This is a genomic window from Pseudarthrobacter raffinosi, from assembly GCF_023913835.1.
Taxonomy (GTDB): Bacteria; Actinomycetota; Actinomycetes; order Actinomycetales; family Micrococcaceae; genus Arthrobacter; species Arthrobacter raffinosi.
This window is the reverse complement of the sequence record NZ_JAMXBG010000003.1, coordinates 45954-65407: the sequence shown is the minus strand read 5'-3', so window position 1 is coordinate 65407 and position 19454 is coordinate 45954. Positions and strand designations below refer to the sequence as shown.

The window sequence follows — 19454 nt, the reverse complement described above, 5'->3', positions numbered from 1 at the left end:
GGCATCGCGGCCCGCTAGTTGACGCGGATCACGCCGTCCCCATTGTCCTAACCAGCCGCCGACAGGGTAACGTTTTTTCCATGCCTCACAAATCCGCCACCGCTCCTGCCCTTGGTACGCTCCTGACCGCTATGGTCACGCCCTTCACCAAGGATGGCGCCGTGGACTACAAGCAGGCGGCCGAACTGGCCACCAAGCTTGTGGACGATGGCTGCGACGGCCTGGTCGTCACCGGGACCACCGGCGAAACGTCCACCCTCTCGGATGAAGAAAACCTTGGCATGTTCCGCGCTGTCAAGGAGGCTGTCGGAGACCGCGCCGCCATCATCGCCGGCACCGGGACGAACGACACCGCACATTCGGTGCGCCTCTCCCAGCAGGCGGCAGCGCTCGGCGTCGACGGCCTGCTGCTCGTCACGCCGTACTACAACAAGCCCAGCCAGGCCGGGGTCCGGGCACACTTCGAGACCGTCGCCTCCGCAACCGATGTGCCCGTTATGCTCTATGACATTCCGGGCCGCTCCTCCATCGCGATCGAGCCCGAAACCATGATCCGCTTGGCGCAGCACCCGAACATCGTCGCCGTCAAGGATGCCAAAGCCGATTTCATGGCAGCCAGCCGCGTGATGGCAGAGACGGACCTGTACTTCTACTCCGGCGACGACGGATTGACCCTTCCGTGGATGTCCCTTGGCGCCGTCGGGCTCGTGGGTGTGACAACCCACGTCGCAACGCGCCGCTTCCGCGAGCTGATCGACGCCATCAATGCGAACGACTTCGAAACCGCGCGTAAGATCAACTTCGAGCTGCTGCCCGTTGTGAGGGCAACGATGACCCGCGTCCAGGGAGCCGTTGCAGCCAAACAAATTCTTAAATGGCAGGGAGTCCTGCCCAACTCGATTGTCCGTTTGCCCCTCGTGGAGCCGGACGAAGCCGAGATCGTAACCATCCGCGAGGATTTGGCGGAAGCGGGGCTGGTCTTTCCCTGAGGGCTAAGACCAGCACCCTTCCGCCTGGAAAGTAGTGCACTATGACCCAAACCGCCCTTCCCGGCCTTGTCACGCCTCCACGCCTGCCGCAAGGCACCCTCCGGATCGTTCCGCTGGGCGGACTGGGGGAGATCGGCCGCAACATGGCCGTGTTCGAAATTGATGGCAAACTGCTCATCGTGGACTGTGGTGTCCTCTTCCCGGAGGAGACGCAGCCCGGCGTTGACCTGATCCTGCCCGATTTCTCTTACATCGAGAACCGTGTCGACGACATCGTGGCCGTTGTCCTTACCCACGGCCACGAGGACCACATCGGCGCCGTTCCATACCTCCTGCGGCTGCGCGCCGACATCCCCCTGGTGGGCTCACAGCTGACGCTGGCGCTCATCGAGGCCAAGCTGCAGGAACACCGGATCCGTCCGTACACGATGACCGTTGAAGAGGGCCAGGTCGAAAAGTTTGGCCCCTTCGAGTGCGAGTTTGTCGCGGTCAACCACTCGATCCCCGATGCTTTGGCTGTGTTCATCCGCACGGCCGGCGGCACTGTCCTGCACACGGGCGACTTCAAGATGGACCAGCTGCCCCTGGACGGCCGGATCACCGACCTCCGGCACTTCGCCAAGCTGGGTGAAGAGGGCGTTGACCTCTTTATGTCCGACTCCACCAACGCGGATGTGCCAGGCTTCACCACCGCCGAGAAGGAAATCGGACCCACGCTGGAACGGCTGTTCGGCCAGGCCACCAAGCGCATCATCGTGGCGTCCTTCTCCTCGCACGTCCACCGCGTCCAGCAGGTGCTCGACGCCGCCGCCAAGCACAACCGCAAGGTGGCCTTCGTGGGCCGCTCCATGGTCCGCAACATGGCCATCGCCGCCAAGCTCGGCTACCTGGACGTTCCCGACGGCCTCCTCGTGGACATCAAGAACATCGACAACATGCCGGACAACCGCGTGGTGCTGATGTCCACGGGTTCCCAGGGCGAACCGATGGCCGCGCTTTCCCGCATGGCCGCCGGTGACCACCGCGTGGTGGTGGGCGACGGCGACACCGTCATTCTGGCCTCCAGCCTCATCCCGGGCAACGAAAACGCCGTCTTCCGCATCATCAACGGCCTGCTCAAGCTCGGCGCGGACGTCATCCACAAGGGCAACGCCAAGGTGCACGTCTCCGGACACGCAGCCGCTGGCGAGCTGCTCTACTGCTACAACATCCTTGAGCCGCTCAACGCCATGCCCGTGCATGGCGAGACCCGCCACCTGATCGCCAACGGCAAGATCGCCATCGAGTCCGGCGTCCCCACCGCCAGCGTCATCCTTGCCGACAACGGCACCGTGATCGACCTCAAGGACCACCGCGCAGACGTGGTGGGCCAGGTTGAAGTGGGCTTTGTCTACGTGGACGGCTCCAGCGTCGGCGAAGTCACGGAAGCGGATCTCAAAGACCGCCAGACACTTGGCGATGAAGGCTTCATCTCCATCATCACCGTCATCAACCGCACCACCGGCAAGGTGGTCTCCGGACCCGAGATCCACGCCCGCGGCGTGGCCGAGGACGATTCAGTCTTCGACGAGATCATCCCCAAGATCAACGCCGCCCTGGAAGAAGCCGTGCTCAACCGCACGGACCACACCACCCACCAGCTCCAGCAGGTTGTCCGCCGAGTTGTCGGCACCTGGGTCAACCGCAAGCTGCGCCGCAAGCCCATGATCATCCCGGTGGTCCTCGAGGCGTAATAGCCCCGAAGGCAAGCGGAATGGCAAAGGCCCGGTTCTTGTAGAACCGGGCCTTTCCCATCCGCAACATGAGGCCGGGAACAGCCGGAAATCCGCGGAAAACCGCGCCAGTTCCGGTACCGTGGCACGTATGGCCACTCGTACCACTCCCGCGCCCCGAGGCACCGCTGGCGGCAAATCCAGCGCCAAAACCGGCAGCACGGCGGGCCGCGGTGCAGGCGCCACAGCGTCCAGCCGCACCGGCGGCCGGGCTGGCTCTTCGGCCGGCACCACACGCACGCGCCAGCTTCCCGCCGTCGAACAGCGGCAACCCTGGCTCCTGCGTATTGTCGGCGGCGCCTGGCTGGCCGTGGGCCATCTGGTCGGCGGCGGTGTCCGCAGGATCGGCTCCGACGTCAGCGACCTGCCGGCGGAGGAGCGCCGCGACGGCGCGGCCCTGTTCAACCTTGCCCTGGGCGTCTTCATCGCCACCTTCGCGTGGTGGGGAATGACCGGCTGGTTCCCCGACGCCGTCTACGGCGTGGTCAACGGCACCTTCGGCTGGATGTCACTGCTATTGCCGCTGATGCTTTTTGTGTGTGCCTTCCGGCTCTTCCGGCAGCCCGACGACGGCCGCGGAAACAACCGGGTGGGGATCGGTTTCCTCATCATGACGTTTGCGGGCTGCGGCCTTGCCCACGTAGTGGGAGGGCAGCCCACCGTTGCCGAAGGCTTCGACGGCCTCCGGCAGGCCGGCGGTATGCTCGGCTTCCTGGCCGCCTCACCCCTCGGGGCCATCCACGCGGCAGTGCCCGTGGTGATCTACGGCCTGCTGGCCTTCATCTCGCTGCTCATCATTACCGCCACCCCCTTCGGGGCCATTCCACGCCGCCTGCGGGGCGCCTATGAGCATCTGATGGGCCTGGACCTCCAGGAACCCGGCGACGGCGGGGACAGCCACGACCGCAGCTACCTCGAGGAATCGAAGGCAACCCCGGCGCCGCGGAAGAAGAAGCGGCGTTTCTTCGGCAAGGACGACGAGTCCGACGCCGGGCTGGAAGGCTACGTGGGTGACGAAGCCTTTGAGCACGCCGTCATCGACGACGACGAGACTGACGCAAAGTCGGGCCGCGGGCCGCGCCCCGCTCCCGGCGTGCGCCGCCCCACCCAGGCGGAAATCGCCGTCGAAAAAATCAAAGCGGCCCAGGGCCTCGGCACTGCAGGGAGGGCTCCGGCAGAGGACAACGCCACTGAGGCCATCCCGCTGGTCACACCCGGGATGGTGGCCGCCGGCTCACTCAACGCTGCACCCGCTGCCGTTGCCCAGGTGCCTGCCAAGCCCGTCACGCCCATGCCCCTTCCGGCTCCCATTCCGCAGCGGACCGAGCAACTCTCACTGGCGGGCGACGTCACCTACACCCTGCCGCCGTCGGACGTTCTGACCCCGGGCTCCATCCCCAAGGAGCGCACCGAAGCCAACGACGCCATTGTGGCTTCGCTGACCGAGACCCTTAACCAGTTCAACGTGGAGGCACAGGTCACCGGCTTCAGCCGCGGCCCCACCGTCACCCGGTACGAGATCGAGCTCTCCCCGGGCACCAAGGTGGAGCGCGTCACCGCCCTGTCCAAGAACATCTCCTACGCCGTGGCTTCCAGCGATGTCCGGATCCTCAGCCCCATCCCGGGCAAGTCCGCCATCGGCATCGAGATCCCCAACACGGACCGCGAGACCGTTTCCCTCGGTGACGTGCTGCGCAGCCAGAACGCGCGGCGGACCGACCACCCGATGGTGATGGGCGTTGGCAAGGACGTCGAAGGCGGCTATGTTGTGGCGAACCTCGCCAAAATGCCCCACCTGCTCGTCGCAGGTGCCACTGGCGCCGGTAAGTCCTCGTTCGTGAACTCCATGATCACGTCGATCCTTATGCGGGCAACCCCGGATGAGGTCCGCATGGTCATGGTGGACCCCAAGCGTGTGGAACTGACCGCCTACGAAGGCGTCCCGCACCTCATCACGCCCATCATTACCAACCCGAAGAAGGCTGCCGAGGCCCTGCAGTGGGTGGTCCGTGAGATGGACGCCCGTTACGACGACCTCGCCAACTATGGGTTCAAGCACATCGATGACTTCAACAAGGCAGTCCGCGCCGGCAAGGTCCAGCCGCCCGTTGATTCCAAGCGCGTCATCCGGCCCTACCCGTACCTGCTGGTGATTGTTGACGAGCTCGCCGACCTGATGATGGTGGCACCGCGCGACGTCGAAGACTCCATCGTCCGCATCACCCAGCTGGCCCGTGCCGCCGGCATCCACCTGGTCCTGGCCACCCAGCGGCCCTCCGTGGACGTCGTCACCGGCCTGATCAAGGCCAACGTGCCTTCGCGGATGGCCTTCGCCACGTCCTCCGTCACGGACTCCCGCGTGGTCCTTGACCAGCCCGGTGCCGAAAAACTCATCGGCCAGGGCGATGCGCTGTTCCTGCCGATGGGTGCCTCCAAGGCCATGCGTGTCCAGGGCGCCTGGGTCACGGAGTCTGAAATCCACAAGGTGGTGGAACACGTCAAGGGCCAGCTCAAGGTCGACTACCGCCACGATGTCGCCCCCGAGGCGCCAAAGAAGCAGATCGACGACGACATCGGGGACGACCTGGAAGTGTTGCTTTCGGCCACCGAACTGGTTGTCACCACACAGTTCGGTTCGACGTCGATGCTCCAGCGCAAGCTCCGGGTGGGCTTCGCCAAGGCCGGACGGCTAATGGACCTCCTGGAGTCCAGGGGAGTGGTTGGCCCCTCCGAAGGGTCCAAGGCACGCGACGTCCTGGTGAAGCCGGACGACCTCGCATCGGTGCTGGCAGCCATGAAGGGCCAGGACGCGCCGGCCGTTGCTGATTCACAGACGGCAGCGCTCAGCGACAACGCCAACGCGAACATTGCCCAGGGCGGTTATGCGGAGGACCTCGTGCAGGCGGACCTGGACCAGCGCAGCCAGAAGGTTGAGTACTTCGACGGCGCCGACGGCACCTCGGGCGACGACGAGGACGGTTCCGAAGACGCTTGGTCACTCACCGGACGGTAGCCTAGGAGTGTGACTAGCACCGAAGCAACTGCCGCCGGCTCCAGCAGCCCAGGAATCTGGAATCTTCCCAACATCCTGACCATGCTGCGCATCGCCCTGGTGCCGTTCTTCGTCTGGTTCCTCCTCGCCGACGCCCCCGGGCTGGACAGCGAGTCAGGGCCGTGGCGCTGGGCCGCGGTGGTGGCGTTCGCCGTCGCCATCTACACCGACAAGCTTGACGGCGACATCGCCAGGAGCCGCGGCCTCGTCACCAATTTCGGCAAAATTGCAGACCCCATCGCCGACAAGCTCCTCATCGGCTCAGCCCTGGTGATGCTCTCCATCCTGAATGAACTGCCGTGGTGGGTCACCATCGTCATCCTCGTCAGGGAATGGGGCATCACCGCCCTTCGGTTCTTTGTCATCCGGTACGGTGTCATCCCGGCCTCGCGCGGAGGCAAGCTCAAGACGGTCGTTCAGACAGCCGCGATCTTCCTGTACCTCCTGCCGCTCGGCGCGCTGGCGCCGTGGCTTGTCTGGGTGGCTTTCGCCGTCATGATGGTGGCCGTACTGATCACGGTATGGACCGGCGTCGAATACGTCATTGAAGCCCTGCGCATCCGGTCACAGGGCAAGCGGGCCGGAAAAACTACAACTGGCAACTAGGGAGCCGATGTGACCAACCTTCACCACCTGGCGGAACAGGCAGTCAAAAATGCCTTGGAAATGGGCCGCACCGTAGCGACCGCGGAGTCGCTCACTGCGGGAATGGTCAGCGCCGTTCTCGCCGACACAGCCGGAGCCTCAGGCATTCTCCAAGGCGGCGTGGTGGCCTACCAGAACTCCGTCAAAGTGGACGTCCTGGGCGTTCCGGCAGAGCTGCTGGCCGCCGCCGGATCAGTTGACGGTGCTGTCGCAGCGGCCATGGCGGCCGGGGCCAGGACTGCGCTGCATGCAGATATCGGCGTTGCCACCACAGGAGTAGCCGGCCCGGAGGAACACGACGGGAAAGCGGTGGGAACGGTGTTCATCGGGGTTGCCACAGCGGACGGTGCGTCATATGTCGAATACGCCTTCACCGGGAACCGCGCAGAGATCCGCGGACAGGCTTGTGGCGCTGCGCTGGAAAGCCTGATCGCGGCCCTATCTTCCTGAAGCTACCGGGCGTAAAGTTGCCGGGAACAAATCCCGGTGTCCATTAGTTATTACATTGTGTCGCTTCCGGAGAGCGGAGGCGCCTAGGATGAATAAACCACCACGGTTCGCTCCACGGCGGACCGAACTCATGAGGGAGCAAGGCGATACAGATGGTAAAGCAGCCCGTATCCATAAACGGCGTTGTCCGCTGGAAGGATGTGGGCCTCGCCGATCAGGCCAAGAGCGAACAGAAGGAGCGCAAGATGGTTGTACTTCGTCACGAAATCGGTGATGTCCTGCGCGATGTACGCCAGCGCCAGGGACGCACGCTCCGTGAAGTTTCGCACAGTGCCCGTGTTTCCTTGGGCTACCTCAGCGAAGTAGAGCGCGGCCAGAAGGAAGCTTCATCAGAGCTCCTCTCGTCAATCTGCTCAGCCCTGGACGTGCCGCTGTCCAGCATGCTCAGGGAAGTCAGCGACCGTGTCGCCGTCGCCGAGGGCGTTGCCGTTCCGGACACCGTTCCCCAGGAATTCTCACAGCGCTACGGCCGCGACCTTGATCGCGATTTGAGCGCTGAACTCAACAACGAACTGTCCAAGGGCCTGCTTTCCGGCGCACGGTAAGCCGTCCGCAGGAGCCAGACAGGAAGTACAGCAAAGCCTCCGGCCATGGGCCGGAGGCTTTGTTGCGTGTGGTGGCTATTTTGCCGTGTCGCCGGCGGACGGGTCCTTCGCGAAACCGTCGAGTTCAAAGAGGGAGTTGAGCTTTGCCATGTATTCGGCGAGGGTCTGCAGTTCCCCGACCGGCCACTCACCGAGCCGCTCACGGAAATCCTGGCGGCGCGCATCCTGGACCTGATGCATTTTTTCCTCGCCCTTTTCGGTGAGGCGGATCGACTGCGCCCTTCCGTCCAGGGGGTCAGCTTCCTTGAACACCAGCCCGATGCTTTCCAGGAAAGCGATCTGGCGGCTGACGGATGGCTTGCCCACTCCGATGTTCAGGGCAAGGTCTGTCAACCGGATGGGTCCCTCGCGCCGGATGACCGAAAGCAGGCCGTAGGCTGCCGGTTCCATGTCCGGGTGCACCTGCCGCGAGAGCTGATGGGACACCGACCGGGCGCGCCGCCAAAAGAGACTGATTTGGTGTTCCACGGTGTTCAGGGCCTCATCGACGGTGTCCTTGTCGGTACCTGTCCCCGCAGGGGACGTTGCCGGAAGGCCGGTTTCGGGAAGGCCTGTCGCAGGAGGGCCGTCGGCAGGGTTGCTCATGGCAACAATTCTAGGGTCCGGGACCGTGAGAGACTCTATTGGTGCGGATCAGTGACTATTGGCGGCTTATGGACGACGAATTCGGGGCTGGCTACTCCCGGGTCTTGAGCAGCACCCTGGTCCTGGCCGGGGCCGGCGGGCGGACCGCCGACCAGGCCCTCGCGGCCGGAATGAGCCCCCGGCAGGTGTGGCTGGCCATCTGCGATGTCCAGGATGTGCCGCCGGAGCGGCGCCTGGGACGCGACGTGAAACCCCTGCGCGGCTGACGCCGCCACCAACCGGACAGCGTTCCCCGGGCTCGCGTGCGCCCTTTCTGCGCTGACACGCCGCCGGATCTGTTCGAATACCTGTTCGGGTAAAGCTATGCTTTTCGTAGTGGGTTATCCACATAGGCGATGTCATCCGGCCAGAATGTCAGCGGGTGCCATTAGCGTCAGAGATGACCAAGAAATGGCCGCTGAGGCCACTCCAAAGCGAGAAAGCATTAGAGGTGTGAACCATGGCGGCAGCCCCGGATCGTCAAAAGGCGCTCGACGCAGCGCTGGCACAGATTGACAAGCAGTTCGGCAAAGGCTCGGTCATGCGGCTGGGCGATGAAGTCCGTGCCCCCATCGAGGTCATCCCCACCGGATCCATCGCGTTGGACGTGGCCTTGGGAATTGGCGGCCTGCCCCGCGGCCGCGTCGTGGAGATCTACGGCCCGGAATCTTCGGGTAAGACCACCGTGGCCCTGCACGCCGTTGCCAACGCGCAGCGCCTGGGCGGCATTGCCGCCTTCATCGATGCCGAGCACGCCCTGGACCCCGAGTACGCCGCCAGGCTGGGCGTGGATACGGACGCCCTCCTGGTCTCGCAGCCGGATACCGGCGAGCAGGCCCTGGAAATCATGGACATGCTCATCGGCTCCGGTTCGCTGGACGTCATCGTCATCGACTCCGTTGCTGCCCTGGTGCCGCGCGCGGAAATCGAGGGCGACATGGGCGACAGCCACGTGGGTCTGCAGGCCCGTCTTATGAGCCAGGCTCTGCGTAAGATCACCGGCCGCCTGAGCCAGACCAAAACCACTGCCATCTTCATTAACCAGCTCCGTGAAAAGATCGGCGTGTTCTTCGGCTCCCCGGAGACCACCACCGGCGGTAAGGCCCTGAAGTTCTACGCGTCCATCCGCATCGACGTCCGTCGGATCCAGACGCTCAAGGAAGGTGCCGACTCCGTCGGTAACCGCACCAAGGCCAAGATCGTCAAGAACAAGATGGCCCCGCCCTTCAAGATCGCCGAATTCGACATCATCTATGGCCAGGGCATTTCCCGCGAGGGCGGCATCATCGACATGGGCGTGGAGCACGGCATCATCAAGAAGTCGGGCTCGTGGTTCACGTACGACGGCGACCAGCTGGGCCAGGGCATGGAGAACTCCCGCAGGTTCCTGCGCGACAACCCAGAGCTGGCGACCGAACTGGAGCGCCTGATCAAGGAGAAGCTTGGTGTCGGGGTAGTCAAGCCCGCCGAAGCCGATGCCAAAGACACGCCGAAGCTGAAAGCTGTTGACGGCTTCTAGGGACGCCCCTGACGTGACGGCCGGGCAGAGCGCCGGATGGCGTGCGGCCGGGCAGGACACCGGATCGGGGCGACGGCAGCGGAGACGGGGCGGACGCCCCGGCTTCGGGCCGGATGGACCCGATCCGGATGCTGCCATCGCCGGAGACGCCGAGGCAAACGCAGAGGCAGAACCGGATCCAGCGTCCGTGGCGCGGGCCATTGTGTTGCGGCAGTTGACCAGTTCGGCCAAGAGCCGGCTGCAGCTGGCGCGGAAACTGGCCGAGCGGAACATTCCGGAGGATGTGGCGGAAGCCGTCCTGGACCGCTTCCAGGAGGTCCGCCTCATTGACGACGCCGAGTTCGCCGACATGTGGGTGCGCAGCCGGTCGCAGTCTCGGAAGCTCGCCAAAGGGGCCCTCCGGCGCGAACTGGCGGACAAAGGAATTGACGCGGACACCGCTGCCGCCGCACTGGAACAGCTTTCCGACGCGGACGAGGAAGTGTCGGCCCGGCTCCTGGTGGAACGCAAGCTCCGGGCAGGCACGGATTTGTCGGACCGCGCCGAGCAGGACAAGATCACCCGGCGGCTGGCGTCAATGCTTGCCCGCAAGGGCTATCAGCCGTCGCAGGCGTTCCGGATCGTCGGCGAGGTGCTCGACGCACATGCGGAGACCCAGATAGACGCACCGGACAGCCTGCTGGATCTGTAGGCCCGGGGAAGCGGTGCCCCCGCCGATAAGGCAACCTGAGCGATCCCGCAACCGTAGCGACCCGGTACCCTTAACAGGTGAGTTTGACCATTCCTTCCCCCGCATCCGGTACCGCCCCGTCAGCCGACCCAGCCCTCCAGCAGCCCCGTACCTATCAGGTGCGCACTTTCGGCTGCCAGATGAACGTGCATGATTCGGAGCGGATGGCCGGCATGCTCGAGGAAGCGGGCTACGTACCGGCCAGCGGTGAACAGGCCGACGTCGTGGTGTTCAACACTTGCGCGGTCCGGGAAAACGCGGACAACAAGCTCTACGGCAACCTGGGCATGTTAGCGCCCGTCAAGGCCGCCAACCCGGGTATGCAGATCGCCGTGGGAGGCTGCCTGGCCCAGAAGGACCGCGAGACCATCCTGAAAAAGGCTCCCTGGGTGGATGCTGTCTTCGGCACCCACAATGTCGGAGCCCTCCCGGCACTGTTGGACCGGGCCCGGCACAACAACGAAGCCCAGCTGGAGATCCTCGAATCCCTGGACGTCTTCCCCTCCACCCTGCCCACCAAGCGTGACTCGGTCTATTCCGGCTGGGTCTCCATCTCGGTCGGCTGCAACAACACCTGCACGTTCTGCATCGTCCCGGCCCTGCGCGGGAAGGAAAAGGACCGCCGCCCGGGCGACATCCTGGCTGAAATCCAGGCCCTGGTGGATGACGGCGCCATCGAAGTCACCCTGCTGGGCCAGAACGTGAACTCCTACGGTGTGGAGTTCGGTGACCGGCAGGCGTTCTCCAAACTCCTGCGCGCGTGTGGGGAAATTAAAGGCCTGGAACGGGTCCGCTTCACCAGCCCCCACCCCGCCGCCTTCACCGACGATGTCATAGACGCCATGGCCGAAACCCCCAACGTGATGCCGCAGCTGCACATGCCGCTGCAGTCCGGGTCCGACAAAGTCCTGAAGGACATGAGACGGTCCTACCGTTCCACCAAGTTTTTGGGCATCCTGGACAAGGTCCGCGAGAAGATCCCGCACGCCGCCATCTCCACTGACATCATTGTCGGCTTCCCCGGCGAAACCGAGGAAGACTTCCAGGCCACCCTTGACGTTGTGGAGCAGTCGCGCTTCGCGACGGCTTTCACCTTCCAGTACTCGAAGCGTCCGGGTACTCCCGCGGCGGACTTGCCGGACCAGCTTCCTAAGGCCGTGGTCCAGGAGCGATTTGAACGCCTGACCGCACTGCAGGACAGGATCGCCGCCGAGGAAAACGCCACGCAGCTTGGCCGCCGGGTAGAAGTGATGGTCACCGCCCACTCAGGGCGCAAGTCCGAAGAAACCCACAGGCTGTCCGGCCGGTCCGAGGACCAGCGACTGGTGCACTTCTCCGTTCCCGAGGGGGCAGAGGTGCCGCGTCCGGGGGACCTGGTCACCGTCACCATCACCGAGGCCGCAGCCTTCCACCTCGTGGCCGACCCGTCGTTGCAGGACTACAGCCTGCGGCGTTCCCGCGCGGGGGACGCCTGGGACAGGTCCCAGGCAGATTCGTGCGGCGCTCCCGTGCCGGCTGCCGCAGGCGGCGCCGGCCGCACCGGAGTCTCGCTGGGGATGCCCACGCTGCCGGTACGGAGCCGCTGACCGGTGGTCCAGCCTCCGGTTATTGCTGTTGTTGGTCCCACAGGGTCAGGTAAGTCCGATCTAGCCGTGAATCTTGCCCTGGAGCTGGACGGCGAGGTCATCAATGCCGACGCCATGCAGTTCTATCGCGGGATGGACATAGGCACCGCCAAGATCACGCCGGCAGAGCGCAAGGGTGTTCCCCACCACCTTCTGGACATCCTGGACGTCACGGAGGAGGCCAGCGTTTCAGACTTCCAGCAGCAGGCCCGGAGCATTGTCAGCGATATCCACGCGCGCGGCAAGCGAGCCATTCTGGCGGGCGGTTCGGGTCTCTACGTGCGGGCCGCCCTCGACGTCCTCGAATTCCCGGGCACGGATCCTGTCCTCCGGCAGCGGCTCGAGGCTGAGCTCGATGAAGCTGGCCAGGATGCCCTCCTGGCACGGCTCCGGGAGGTGGATCCGGTGTCAGCGGGCCGTGTCTCCGATGCGCGCCGGATCATCAGGGCGCTCGAAGTCCATGAGCTCACCGGCCGGCCCTTCAGTTCCTTTATGCCCCAGCGGGAGTATTTCCAGCCTGCCGTCCAGATCGGCCTGGCCGTGGACCGCGACGTCCTCCGTGAACGGCTGGCACTGCGGGTCCACAACATGGTGGACCAGGGGCTGTTGGGGGAAGTGCGCCAGCTGGACACGGCCGGTCTCCGCGGCGGCAAAACTGCGCCGAGGGCCCTCGGCTATGCCCAGTTCCTGAAAGTGCTCGCCGGCGGTTCAACAGTTGGCGAGGCTGCCGAGGACACCATTGTGGCCACGCGGCAGTTCGCCAGGCGCCAGCTCACGTGGTTCCGCGCCGATCCCCGCATCACTTGGCTGGACTGGCAGGCGCCGGACCTTGCGGCCCAGGCCGTGGCTCTCAGCCGGTAATCTAGGACCATGGACGCAACTCCCGCAGAGACCACAGAGCCCGTCTTCCACACCTTGGGCGGACTCCGCTTCTCCAAGGGACACGGCACCGGCAACGACTTTGTGCTGGTCGCCGACCCAGACGGCGTCCACACCATCGACGCCGGCCAGGTAGCCGCGCTCTGCGACCGTCACCGCGGGATCGGCGGCGACGGACTGATCCGGGCCGTCCCCTCCCGGTACCTCTCCGAAGGTCGCGAGCTGCTGCTGAGCAGCCCCGAGGCCGAATGGTTCATGGACTACCGCAACGGCGACGGGTCGCTCTCGGAAATGTGCGGCAACGGGGTCCGCGTATTTGTGCACTTCCTGCGTGCCGAGGGCTTGGTTGACCTGCCCGACGGCGGCGCGCTCACCATCGGGACGCGCGGCGGCGTCAAGACCGTGGTCCGGACAGGGGACAGCTATGCGGTGGACATGGGCGCGTGGGAATTCATTTTCCCCGGCGACGCGACCGCGAAAGCCATGGACTCGCTGGTAACCGCAGACGGCCTGGAAGTGCCCCGCCCGGCCCTGTCAGTGAGCATGGGCAACCCGCACACCGTGGTGGCACTGGCTGAACTGTCCGAATTGGAAGCCACCAGGCTCTACACTGCTCCGAAGGTCGATCCGGTGCCGGCCAATGGAACCAACGTTGAATTCGTCGTGCCTGCCGAACCGCTGGTCCACAAGGGGATCGGCACCATCACCATGCGCGTCCATGAGCGGGGTGTGGGCGAGACCCAGTCCTGTGGAACAGGCGCGTGCGCCGCCGCAGTGGCCATCCGGCACTGGGCCGGGGCGGAAGCGCCGGACTCCTGGCAGGTCAACGTGCCGGGCGGCGTGGTCGGGGTCAAGTTCTTCGCCGGGGCGGGCGGGCACGAGCACGTCGAGCTCAGCGGGCCCGCCGTAATTGTGGCTACTGGGACGCTTTCCTGACCCGAAGGATGCGGAAGGACTTGGACGTGGACTCCCGGCTCACGGCGAAGGATGCATCCAGTTCCGTCGCGAGCCAGCGCTGAAGCGAATCCGAGCCCAGGTTTTTTTGGACCACCAGCCACGCGGAGCCGCCCGGCGCCAGCCGGGGCAGCCACAGCTTCAGGAGGCTGTGGAGTTCATCCTTGCCGATCCGGATGGGCGGATTGGACCAGATCGTGTCAAAGCGCAGGTCCGGGTCCACCGCCTCCGGAGTGCTGGCCAGCACGTTGCCCAGGCCCAGCAGGGACGCATTCTCGTTGGTCAGCGTGATGCAGCGTTCATTGACGTCCACGGCGTAGACCTTGGCGTGTGGCGCCCGCAATGCGAGGGTCAGGGCAATGGGCCCCCAGCCGCAGCCGATGTCAAGGAGGTTGCCTGTGGGGTCCGGGGCCGGGACCTCGGCCAGGAGCACCGCCGTCCCCTTGTCGATGCCGTCGGGGCTGAAGATGCCGCCGGACGTCTGCAGCGTGCGTGTCTCGCCGGCCAGTTCCACGGTGAGCGGCTTGCGGGTGAACGGCCCGGCGGGCGATGCGCTGAAATAGTGTGCGGACTCCATAACTGGCCAGATTAGTTGGCCGGGGTGGACAATGCGAAACCGCGGGCACCGCTTCTGCTAATCTTGAACCCATGTTCTTGATCTTCGAGTAGCCGGCACGGCCGGGTGTCCCTCCCGGACGCCGCCTGTTCCGAAGCCGTGCCCCGCAGCGATGCAGGTATTAACCTTCCGCAAGTGCGCCACATGCCAGGTCTTCCGTATCTGGTATGCCGCCGGGCAATACTCGAGCGATCTGCCGCCGCCGGTCCTTGCTGTTTTGCCCGCGCTTCCACCACTCCACGCATCCCCGGATGCGAAGACTCCCTGCGCGGCCCGGTCCCGACCGGCGCGCAGCAGACCAGGAGGCCCGGATGACTGCAAGCCGTCAGCCCAGCGCGAATACTTCACCACTGAACAACGATCGGCACTATTCTGAAAATGCCGAAACTTCAAAGGAGACCATGACCAGCCAGCCCAACACCGGTTCAGATCCAGCAGCCCAGGACATGAGTCCCGAGGAGATCCAAGCTGTCATCGACCGGATTCTCGCCAAGGACGTACCGGCCAGGAACGTCATCGCCGCAGACGGTGACAAGAGCGTGTTCGGCAGGGCCCAGGCGATCTCCCGCTTGGACGACGAACACACCAGCTACGACGGCGACCAGCAGGACCGGGAGGAACGCCGGGCGCTGAAGCGCGTGGCCGGGCTGTCCACCGAACTCGAAGATGTCACCGAGGTCGAATACCGGCAACTGCGGCTCGAACGTGTGGTCCTGGCTGGGCTATGGTCCGAAGGCACCTTGGCGGACGCGGAGAATTCCCTGCGTGAGCTCGCCGCCCTCGCCGAAACAGCAGGCTCGGAAGTCCTGGACGGGATGGTGCAGCGCCGTGCCAAACCGGACCCGGGCACGTTCCTGGGTTCCGGAAAGGCCCTCGAGCTCAAGGAAATCGTGATGGCCACCGGGGCTGACACCGTTGTGGTGGATGCCGAACTGGCACCGTCCCAGAGGCGTAGCCTCGAGGACATTGTCAAGGTCAAAGTCATTGACCGCACGGCCCTGATCCTGGACATCTTTGCCCAGCACGCCAAGAGCCGTGAAGGCAAGGCCCAGGTGGAACTGGCGCAGCTCGAATACCTCCTGCCACGACTGCGTGGCTGGGGTGAATCGATGTCCCGCCAGGCCGGTGGCCAGGTGGGCGGCGCTGGCGCCGGCATGGGTTCGCGCGGACCGGGTGAAACAAAAATCGAACTGGACCGTCGCCGGATCCGGACCCGCATGGCCAAGCTGCGGCGCGAGATCGCTGCAATGAAGCCGGCGCGGGAGACCAAGCGGGCCAACCGCCGTCGTAATTCAGTGCCTTCGGTTGCGATTGCCGGGTACACCAACGCCGGGAAGTCATCGCTGCTGAACAGGCTGACCGACGCCGGCGTGCTGGTGGAGAACGCACTCTTCGCCACCCTGGATCCCACCGTGCGAAAGGCAGAGACCTCCGATGGCCTCGGCTACACCCTGGCGGACACCGTGGGTTTTGTCCGTTCACTGCCCACCCAGCTGGTGGAGGCCTTCCGCTCCACGTTGGAGGAAGTGGCTGACGCGGATCTGATCCTGCACGTGGTGGACGTGTCCCACCCGGACCCCGAGGGCCAGATTGCCGCTGTCCGCAAGGTCTTCAGCGAAGTGGATGCCCGCAAGGTGCCCGAAATCATTGTCCTGAACAAGGCCGATGCCGCGGATCCTTTTGTGGTGGAGCGCCTCAAGCAGCGCGAGCCGCGCCACATAGTGGTCTCGGCACGCACAGGCCAGGGGATCCCCGAACTGCTGCATGCCATCAGTGAGGGGATTCCGCGGCCCGGCGTGAAGCTGGAGCTCCTTATTCCCTACGACCGCGGTGACCTGATCAGCAAACTGCACGAGACCGATGCCGAGATCCTGAGCCTGGATCACGGCGAGCACGGTACCCGTGTTTTGGTGATGGTGCGTGAGGGCCTTGCGGCTGAACTGGAACCCTTCATCAACCATGACTGAGGTTGCGGCAGGGGAAGTCAAAGGTACGGCCGGCGAGCAGTTCGTGATCGAATTGCTCGACCGCGCCGTGGCCGGCATGGGCGGTCAAAGCCGCAGTGGGCAGCACGAGATGGCCAGGCAGGTGGCCAAGGCCATCGAAACCGGCGACCACCTCTTGGTTCAGGCCGGAACGGGGACCGGAAAGTCGCTGGCCTACCTCATTCCGCTCATTGCGCACTCGCTGGTGAGCAACAAACCCACCTTGGTGTCAACGGCCACGCTTGCGCTGCAGACCCAGATTGTGGGCCGCGACCTTCCCCGGCTGCTGAAGACCATCACCCCTGCCCTGGACCGCCCGGTCAAGGTGGCCCTGGTCAAGGGTCGCTCCAACTATGTCTGCCAGCACAAGCTCGAAGGCGGGTTCCCCTCCGAGGAACCCGCCGAGGGCCAGCTGTTCTCCCTCGGCGAAGACACCAGCGTCCCGCATTTCGCCGCCGCATTGGGCGGGCCCTCGTCCCAGCTGGGCAAGGAAGTGGTGCGCCTGCGCGAGTGGGCGGAGAAGACCACCACGGGCGACCGTGACGAACTCCTGCCCGGCGTTACTGACCGGGCCTGGCGGCAAGTTTCGGTGACGTCCATGGAATGCCTGGGGGCCCAAAAATGCCCCATGGCAGCCGAATGCTTCAGCGAACTGGCTCGCCACGACGCCGCCGAGGCCGACGTTGTGGTCACCAACCATGCCATGCTCGCTGTCAGCGCCTTTGAAGGCCTGGCAGTGCTTCCCGAATACGACGTTGTGGTGGTGGACGAGGCCCACGAACTGCAGGACCGGGTCACCGGTGCGGTATCGGGGCAACTCTCCGTGGCAATGGTCCACGCTGCGGCGTCGGGCGCTCGGAAACACACGGCCATCACTGTGGATGCCCTCAACGCAGCTGCCGCCAACCTGGAACTCGCCTTGGCCGGCGTGCCCAACGGGCTGCTCCCGAATGGCCTCAACGACGAACAGCTGGATTGTGTGGACCAATTGCGTGAGGCCTGCCGCGCCGCGCTGTCCGATTCCAAGGGGGACGGCAGCCAAACGGCCGACGGCGGGCGGCAGCTCGCGCGCTCACGCCTGATGCTGATCCTCGAGCTGTGCGAGCGGCTGATCGTGGCCCGTGAAAACCGCGAGGTTGTGTGGTTTTCCCGCGCAAGTTCCTTCGATCCGCAACAGGGCTATGCGCAGCCCGACGACTCTGCGCCGGTCCTGGTCAACATCGCGCCGCTTAGCGTTGCCGGCAAGCTCCGCGAAGGGCTGTTCGCCGGCCACACGGTTGTGCTGACCTCGGCAACCCTGGCCATCGGCTCAGCCTTTGAACCGACCGCCGGCGGCTTGGGACTGGTGGGGGAGGGCGCGCCCAGCTGGAGCGGGATCGATGTCGGATCGCCCTTCGACTATCCCAAACAAGGGATCCTCTACGTCGCAGGGCACCTCCCCAAGCCGGGCCGCGGGGCGTCGCCGGAGGCCCTCGATGAACTTGAGGCGCTGATCCGCGCGTCCGGCGGCGGCGCCCTGTGTCTGTTTTCGTCGCGCCGAGCCGCCGAGGAGGCCGCTGAAGCGATGCGTCCCCGGCTTGGCCTCAGCATTCTCTGCCAGGGCGACTCCACCATGACGGCCCTGGTGAAGCAGTTCGCGGACGAGCCCGATACCTGCCTGTTCGGCACCATGTCCCTGTGGCAAGGCGTTGATGTTCCGGGTGGATCATGCAGGCTGGTGGTGATCGACCGCATCCCGTTCCCGCGGCCGGATGACCCGCTGATGACCGCACGGTCCCGCGCCGTTGCGCAGGCCGGCGGAAACGGCTTTATGGCGGTATCGGCGACCCACGCGGCCATCCGCCTGGCCCAGGGCGCGGGAAGGCTGATCCGTTCCACCAGAGATAAAGGTGTGGTGGCGGTGCTTGATTCCCGGCTGGCCACCGAGCGCTACGCCGGATTCCTCCGCGCCGCTCTGCCGCCGTTCTGGCCCACCACGGACCGCAAGACCGCGTTCGCCGCCCTGGAAAGGCTGGCCGGAAAGGGCGCCTGACTGCGCGCAGGTCCTATAGCGACCGCAGGACCGAGACGACCTTGCCCATGATTGTGGCGTGATCGCCCAGGATGGGCTCGTACTGGGTGTTCTGCGGCAACAGCCACGTGTGGCCATCGCGCTGGCGGAAGGTCTTGACGGTGGCTTCGTCGTCCAGCAGGGCCGCGACAATATCGCCGTTGGAGGCGTCTGCCTGCCGTCGGACCACTACCCAGTCGCCGTCGCAGATGGCAGCATCCACCATGGAGTCGCCGGCCACGCGCAGCATAAAGAGCTCACCCTGGCCCACGAGCTGCCGGGGCAGGGGCATCACATCTTCCACCACCTGGTCAGCAAAGATGGGCCCGCCGGCCGCGATCCGGCCCACCAACGGCACCATCGCGGTGTCCATGGCAGAGGGAAGTTCGGTGACCGTCCCGCCGATGCCGTGCAGGACTGAGGGCTTGGTTGTCCCGTTCGCCTTAGGGGACCCGCCGTCAAGCGTCAACGGCATCAGGACTTCCATGGCGCGCGGACGCTTGGGGTCCCGGCGAAGGTATCCCAGCTTCTCCAGTTGCGAGAGCTGGTGGGTCACGCTCGACAAACTCGCCAGGCCCACGGTGTCACCGATTTCACGCATCGACGGCGGATAGCCGTTGTCATTCACCGAGCGCTGGATGGTTTCAAGGATCTTCTTTTGGCGGGCGGTGAGCCCCTTGGGAGTCCGTGGGGGTTGGCGGCGCTGCGGTGTCGCCTTGCCCTCGGCGGCTGGTGCTGCCATGTTCGCCAATGCCTTTCGGTTGCCCGGCTCCGCTCCGGCCGCTGGTGCCTGGAACGCCCCGGGGCTGGTGTCGGAGTTGATTGTCAGACCCTGCTGATGAACTACAGAGGTGGTTGTTCTTTCATCCAAACGTAGGCCAGCCACAGGGCTTTTTCAA

Annotated in this window: 17 protein-coding genes; 14 read left to right on the top strand and 3 right to left on the bottom strand. The window is 65.2% G+C overall.

The genetic code is table 11. From position 1 onward, the window contains the following. The first annotated feature begins 80 nt into the window (after positions 1 to 80). The 6 genes from dapA (at position 81) to NG697_RS03870 (ending at position 7513) form a co-directional block, all read left to right on the top strand. Positions 81 to 989, top strand: coding sequence for a 4-hydroxy-tetrahydrodipicolinate synthase (gene dapA / locus NG697_RS03895; RefSeq protein ID WP_252602117.1), 909 nt, complete (start codon positions 81 to 83; stop codon positions 987 to 989). 41 nt (positions 990 to 1030) lie between these two features. Then, positions 1031 to 2722 (top strand): ribonuclease J, encoded by a 1692-nt coding sequence (locus NG697_RS03890; protein ID WP_252602113.1) that lies wholly within the window; start codon positions 1031 to 1033, stop codon positions 2720 to 2722. A 130-nt stretch (positions 2723 to 2852) separates the two neighbouring features. Then, the gene (locus NG697_RS03885; RefSeq protein WP_252613658.1) at positions 2853 to 5774 is read left to right on the top strand and encodes an FtsK/SpoIIIE family DNA translocase; all 2922 of its coding nucleotides are present in this window, start codon (positions 2853 to 2855) and stop codon (positions 5772 to 5774) included. Between the two features lie 9 nt (positions 5775 to 5783). After that, positions 5784 to 6419: a CDP-diacylglycerol--glycerol-3-phosphate 3-phosphatidyltransferase gene (pgsA, locus tag NG697_RS03880; RefSeq protein ID WP_252611198.1), complete on the top strand. Its 636-nt coding sequence runs from the start codon at positions 5784 to 5786 to the stop codon at positions 6417 to 6419. Positions 6420 to 6428: 9 nt separating this feature from the next. Next, positions 6429 to 6908, top strand: coding sequence for a CinA family protein (locus NG697_RS03875; RefSeq protein ID WP_252611200.1), 480 nt, complete (start codon positions 6429 to 6431; stop codon positions 6906 to 6908). A 152-nt stretch (positions 6909 to 7060) separates the two neighbouring features. Beyond that, the gene (locus tag NG697_RS03870; RefSeq protein WP_111906474.1) at positions 7061 to 7513 is read left to right on the top strand and encodes a helix-turn-helix domain-containing protein; all 453 of its coding nucleotides are present in this window, start codon (positions 7061 to 7063) and stop codon (positions 7511 to 7513) included. Positions 7514 to 7588: 75 nt separating this feature from the next. On the opposite strand, the gene NG697_RS03865 is transcribed toward NG697_RS03870, so the two are convergent. Further along, entirely contained in the window at positions 7589 to 8158 is a 570-nt protein-coding gene (locus tag NG697_RS03865; protein WP_252613657.1) for a MarR family winged helix-turn-helix transcriptional regulator, read from the bottom strand. 41 nt (positions 8159 to 8199) lie between these two features. Between NG697_RS03865 and NG697_RS03860 the strand changes: the two genes are divergently transcribed. From NG697_RS03860 to dapF, 6 genes are all read left to right on the top strand, one after another. Further along, a complete protein-coding gene (locus NG697_RS03860) occupies positions 8200 to 8424 on the top strand; it encodes a DUF3046 domain-containing protein (protein WP_252602102.1) in 225 nt (74 codons plus the stop codon). 233 nt (positions 8425 to 8657) lie between these two features. Further along, positions 8658 to 9716 carry a recombinase RecA gene (gene recA, locus NG697_RS03855; RefSeq protein ID WP_056342912.1) on the top strand — a complete coding sequence of 353 codons (1059 nt, stop codon included), beginning with the start codon at positions 8658 to 8660 and terminating at the stop codon, positions 9714 to 9716. A gap of 187 nt (positions 9717 to 9903) precedes the next feature. Then, positions 9904 to 10407, top strand: coding sequence for a regulatory protein RecX (locus tag NG697_RS03850; RefSeq protein WP_308293075.1), 504 nt, complete (start codon positions 9904 to 9906; stop codon positions 10405 to 10407). A 77-nt stretch (positions 10408 to 10484) separates the two neighbouring features. Next, the gene (gene miaB / locus NG697_RS03845) at positions 10485 to 12032 is read left to right on the top strand and encodes a tRNA (N6-isopentenyl adenosine(37)-C2)-methylthiotransferase MiaB (protein ID WP_252613656.1); all 1548 of its coding nucleotides are present in this window, start codon (positions 10485 to 10487) and stop codon (positions 12030 to 12032) included. Positions 12033 to 12035: 3 nt separating this feature from the next. Then, complete coding sequence (gene miaA, locus NG697_RS03840; RefSeq protein WP_252611211.1) at positions 12036 to 12932, top strand: tRNA (adenosine(37)-N6)-dimethylallyltransferase MiaA; 897 nt, start codon at positions 12036 to 12038, stop codon at positions 12930 to 12932. Positions 12933 to 12941: 9 nt separating this feature from the next. Next, positions 12942 to 13886, top strand: a complete 945-nt coding sequence (gene dapF / locus NG697_RS03835; protein ID WP_252611213.1) for a diaminopimelate epimerase — start codon at positions 12942 to 12944, stop codon at positions 13884 to 13886. Here the strand turns inward: dapF and NG697_RS03830 are convergent. Then, positions 13867 to 14481: a class I SAM-dependent methyltransferase gene (locus tag NG697_RS03830; RefSeq protein ID WP_252611214.1), complete on the bottom strand. Its 615-nt coding sequence runs from the start codon at positions 14479 to 14481 to the stop codon at positions 13867 to 13869. The genes dapF and NG697_RS03830 overlap by 20 nt on opposite strands. A gap of 440 nt (positions 14482 to 14921) precedes the next feature. Between NG697_RS03830 and hflX the strand changes: the two genes are divergently transcribed. Then, entirely contained in the window at positions 14922 to 16487 is a 1566-nt protein-coding gene (hflX, locus tag NG697_RS03825; RefSeq protein WP_252613655.1) for a GTPase HflX, read from the top strand. After that, entirely contained in the window at positions 16480 to 18537 is a 2058-nt protein-coding gene (locus NG697_RS03820) for an ATP-dependent DNA helicase (protein ID WP_252613654.1), read from the top strand. Before hflX ends, NG697_RS03820 begins: the two co-directional genes overlap by 8 nt. A 13-nt stretch (positions 18538 to 18550) precedes the next feature. Here the strand turns inward: NG697_RS03820 and lexA are convergent, their stop codons facing one another. Further along, positions 18551 to 19297 carry a transcriptional repressor LexA gene (gene lexA / locus NG697_RS03815; protein WP_252611220.1) on the bottom strand — a complete coding sequence of 249 codons (747 nt, stop codon included), beginning with the start codon at positions 19295 to 19297 and terminating at the stop codon, positions 18551 to 18553. Between the last annotated feature and the right edge of the window lie 157 nt (positions 19298 to 19454).